The sequence below is a fragment of the Haloferula sp. genome, assembly GCF_049672945.1.
Taxonomy (GTDB): domain Bacteria; phylum Verrucomicrobiota; class Verrucomicrobiia; order Verrucomicrobiales; family Akkermansiaceae; genus Haloferula.
The window spans coordinates 1-3,263 of the sequence record NZ_JBATWY010000086.1 but is presented as its reverse complement, the minus strand read 5'-3'; the positions used below and the strand labels follow the sequence as shown (position 1 = coordinate 3,263).

Annotated in this window: 4 protein-coding genes; all 4 read left to right on the top strand. The window is 52.4% G+C overall.

Going from position 1 to position 3,263, the window contains the following annotated elements; translation table 11 throughout:
• Positions 1-765 precede the first annotated feature (765 nt).
• The 4 genes from WBG04_RS07280 (at position 766) to WBG04_RS07265 (ending at position 3,133) form a co-directional block, all read left to right on the top strand.
• Positions 766-1,350, top strand: a complete 585-nt coding sequence (locus WBG04_RS07280; protein ID WP_424313729.1) for an N-acetyltransferase family protein — start codon at positions 766-768, stop codon at positions 1,348-1,350.
• A 117-nt stretch (positions 1,351-1,467) separates the two neighbouring features.
• Positions 1,468-2,100, top strand: coding sequence for a hypothetical protein (locus WBG04_RS07275; RefSeq protein ID WP_424313728.1), 633 nt, complete (start codon positions 1,468-1,470; stop codon positions 2,098-2,100).
• A gap of 130 nt (positions 2,101-2,230) precedes the next feature.
• Complete coding sequence (locus WBG04_RS07270) at positions 2,231-2,656, top strand: hypothetical protein (protein WP_424313727.1); 426 nt, start codon at positions 2,231-2,233, stop codon at positions 2,654-2,656.
• Positions 2,657-2,938: 282 nt separating this feature from the next.
• Entirely contained in the window at positions 2,939-3,133 is a 195-nt protein-coding gene (locus WBG04_RS07265; protein ID WP_424313726.1) for a hypothetical protein, read from the top strand.
• The last annotated feature ends 130 nt before the right edge of the window (positions 3,134-3,263 follow it).

The window sequence follows — 3,263 nt, the reverse complement described above, 5'->3', positions numbered from 1 at the left end:
GGCGGAGGCGGTGGGCCTCGTTCCGGGCCCCTTGCCCGGCTTGATGAATAAGTCCGGTTGTGCTATAAAGCCGAAGATGGCGACCCCTCACAGCGGCCTTGTTGCGTTTTCGTTCTGGTGATTGAATCCGGCAACGAGAATCGGGAGCTCCGCCATGAGGGCCGGGATCGCCATTTCTCAGACGTTCGCCACAAATACTATGAAGACTTGCGCGGAGTATCGGATTCGAGCCGTGGATTTCTCTGTGGTTCCCGACACTTCGGACTTTCTGGAGAGGTCAGATGAGTTGATCTGCGATCTTGCATCCAAGGTAGGTGAGGCGTTGAACCAACCGGTATGCACCGGAGTCTTCTCTGGATGTGCTGGACGGCTTGTTGGCTCTCCCGATGTTTCCACCGCAATCTGCTTTGTCCTCGACCCGCTTCCTGCCGAAGGCGATTTCATGGCTGCTGTTTGGTGCCTTGAATCGCCAGCAAATCGGCTGATCTTTTTCAGGCGCCCAATGACCGAAGGCTGCACTCGCAACCTTAAACAAGTGCTTTCATCACTGGATTCTATACTAGCTTCTGACTCTCGCGTGAAAGACCTCAGGTGGATGGATGTCGAAGAATGGGCGAAAGGCGAACAAGCCGAAGATGGCGACCCCTCTAAGCGGCCTTGTTGAATTTTGGTTTTGGTGCTTAAATCCGGCAACGGGATTCGGCACGCCGCCATAAGGGTCGGGATCGCCATTTCTCAGACGTTCTGCAATAAAATTCCCACGAATTGAAGACGAACCAAATGAGAGAGCCTGCTAACGTGCGGACACTTGACCCTGCCGATGCTGAGACATATCGCGAATTGCGCTTACATGCACTTCACGAACACCCACCTGCTTTTGGATCACTTCCCGAAGACGAACCCAACCTTACCGAGACTGCTGCTAGACTCGTCCAGAGTGACGACCAGTGTTTTTTCGGAAGTTTTCAGGGCGAACAACTGACCGGGATCATTCGATTTTCCCGTTATTCAGACAACAATGAGAAGCATCGTGCTTACATAGCGGGCTTGTATGTGCTTCCTTCATTTCGGGGGCTTGGTCATGGAAGGGCACTCGTTCGAGAGGCATTGAATCGCGCGGCGGAGATTCGAGGAATAAGGAGAGTCAATTTGACAGTCGGAACCCAGCAGGAAGCGGCAGTTCAGCTCTATAAGTCACTCGGGTTTAACATCTATGGGACCGACGTTGAGACATTTTCCAGCGAGGGCGTGTTTTACGATGAGCACCTTATGACGCTGGCAACCATCTCCAATAATCCAAAGAAGCAGAACAAGCCGGCGCATACGACGGCGGGCAACGCTCCTGTTTGAATTCGGGCTTCCCACTCCGCCGCGCATGGCCTAGACGTTCGCTTCAAAAGAATGACTCAAACTAACGCAAAGTCGAAACGGGTGACAATTGCTGCCTCAGTTTTGCTTGTCATTGCGATGGTGATACTTATCAAGAACTGTGGTGTCGAAGAGGTTCCTGAGGAAGAGGCGTCCGATCTACTGCGGAGAGTGCGGGATCGACCACCGCCTTCAAAATCCGTGCCTGACAAGGCCTACGCAAGTGTAGGGCGTTTTGAATCCGAGTGGCGCAACCCCAAAACGGATCGAGTTTGCAAAGTTAGGAAATTGCTGACGATGAAGACAGTGCCGATTGTAAAGGAATTCGATATGACCGCTGAGGCTACGGTGACTGTCCAAGCCATTGAAAGCGCTGAGATTTGGAACGATGAAACCCGACTATGGGAACAGATGACTCCTTCTGAATTCGCGCATTGGCGTCAGGGCAATCTGGATGACCACACGGCAATCGCAACTCTGAAGAAGGAACTTGATGCTCAGGGCGAAGTCGCCAGCGTTTCTGGAGTGGAGTTTATTGGTGACGGCCAACCTGATCCGAGTCCTCGCTACAACGAGACGATGGAAAACATCAACATCACACTCGAATGGAGGGGAGACGACCTCAATGTCAAGTGGTCGTCGTCAAACACTGAACGCGAGACAATCGATGTGAGGGTGCCCTTTTCCAGTCGCTTCCAGACAGATGACAAAGAAAGCGAACAAGGCGGTTGAGGTCGACCCCTATCAGCGGTTTTGTTACAATCTTGCCGCCTGCTTCGGAAGCTGATTGGATGCTTGGAGCCGTTCCGGTGAGTTACCGGGATCGCCTCACCTATATCGTTCTGCAAAGAAATGAAGAGTCATGAACCTATTTGAGCTGCTGTTCTTCATTGCCGCAATTATCTGCGCCATTTTCGGAGCGACCTACCTAAGTCAGTTCGGAGTTGCAGCAGCTGTCGGCGGCGGAGTAGCCGGGTTGACTGCGCCATTCCTTCTAGGCCAGGTCGTATGCTGGATTGATGACATTCGATTTTCTCGCACACGAGAGGGACGTCGGAGATCGATAGCTGAGGCTGAATTCGACAGACAGCATGATGAGAAGCGAATCTCATCGTTTCGCGCACGGCCACGGAGGGGGAAGGATGGATCATTCGTTGTCACCATCTACTACGGCAATACACGTCCGCCACTGAGGTCATTCTATCGATTCAGTGGTGATTCGATGACGCCGGAGGAGATCACAGGTGTGGAGGCGCAGAACTACATTGATGTCCCGCAAATGCGATGAACCAAAGAGCAGAACAAGACGGTGCTGGACAACCGCCTACACGCCCCGAGTTTGAATGATTGACGTAACTACAACCTTTAACCCAGTATCGAGGTGGCGCTGTCTGTAGACGGTGCCAGACCTAGACGTTCGGCAAAGGACTTGAACACGCACTGTCCAGATTGTGGTTCCGAGCTTGAGGAGCCTAGGGACCTCAAACGCCACTGGCTGAGGCTGCTGAAGTGCGAGCGTTGCGTTGAGGGCTGGTTTCTCGAAGTCGCCGATCCCCAATGGATCTACCCAATGCAACGGCTGGACCCAGGTGTTGGGAAGCGGATCAATGACGCTGACGAATCGAAGATCGAAGAAGCTGCGCCCCGAATCAAGCGGATCGACTACAAGACAGTATCAATCGTTGGATTTGAGCGCACGCTGATGGGATCTTTTGATCCTGCTTCAACCTACAAGATCGTCTACCCAGATGGCTCCGAAAACTAAAGCCGAACAAACCACTGAGGCGGACTGACAAGTGATTTTTACTGAAATTGTTCACAGAATTTTGGTTTGGTTTTGCGGATTTCGGCGATGATGGGAAGGAGCGGACTGGATCTTTTTCTCAGAACTTCGA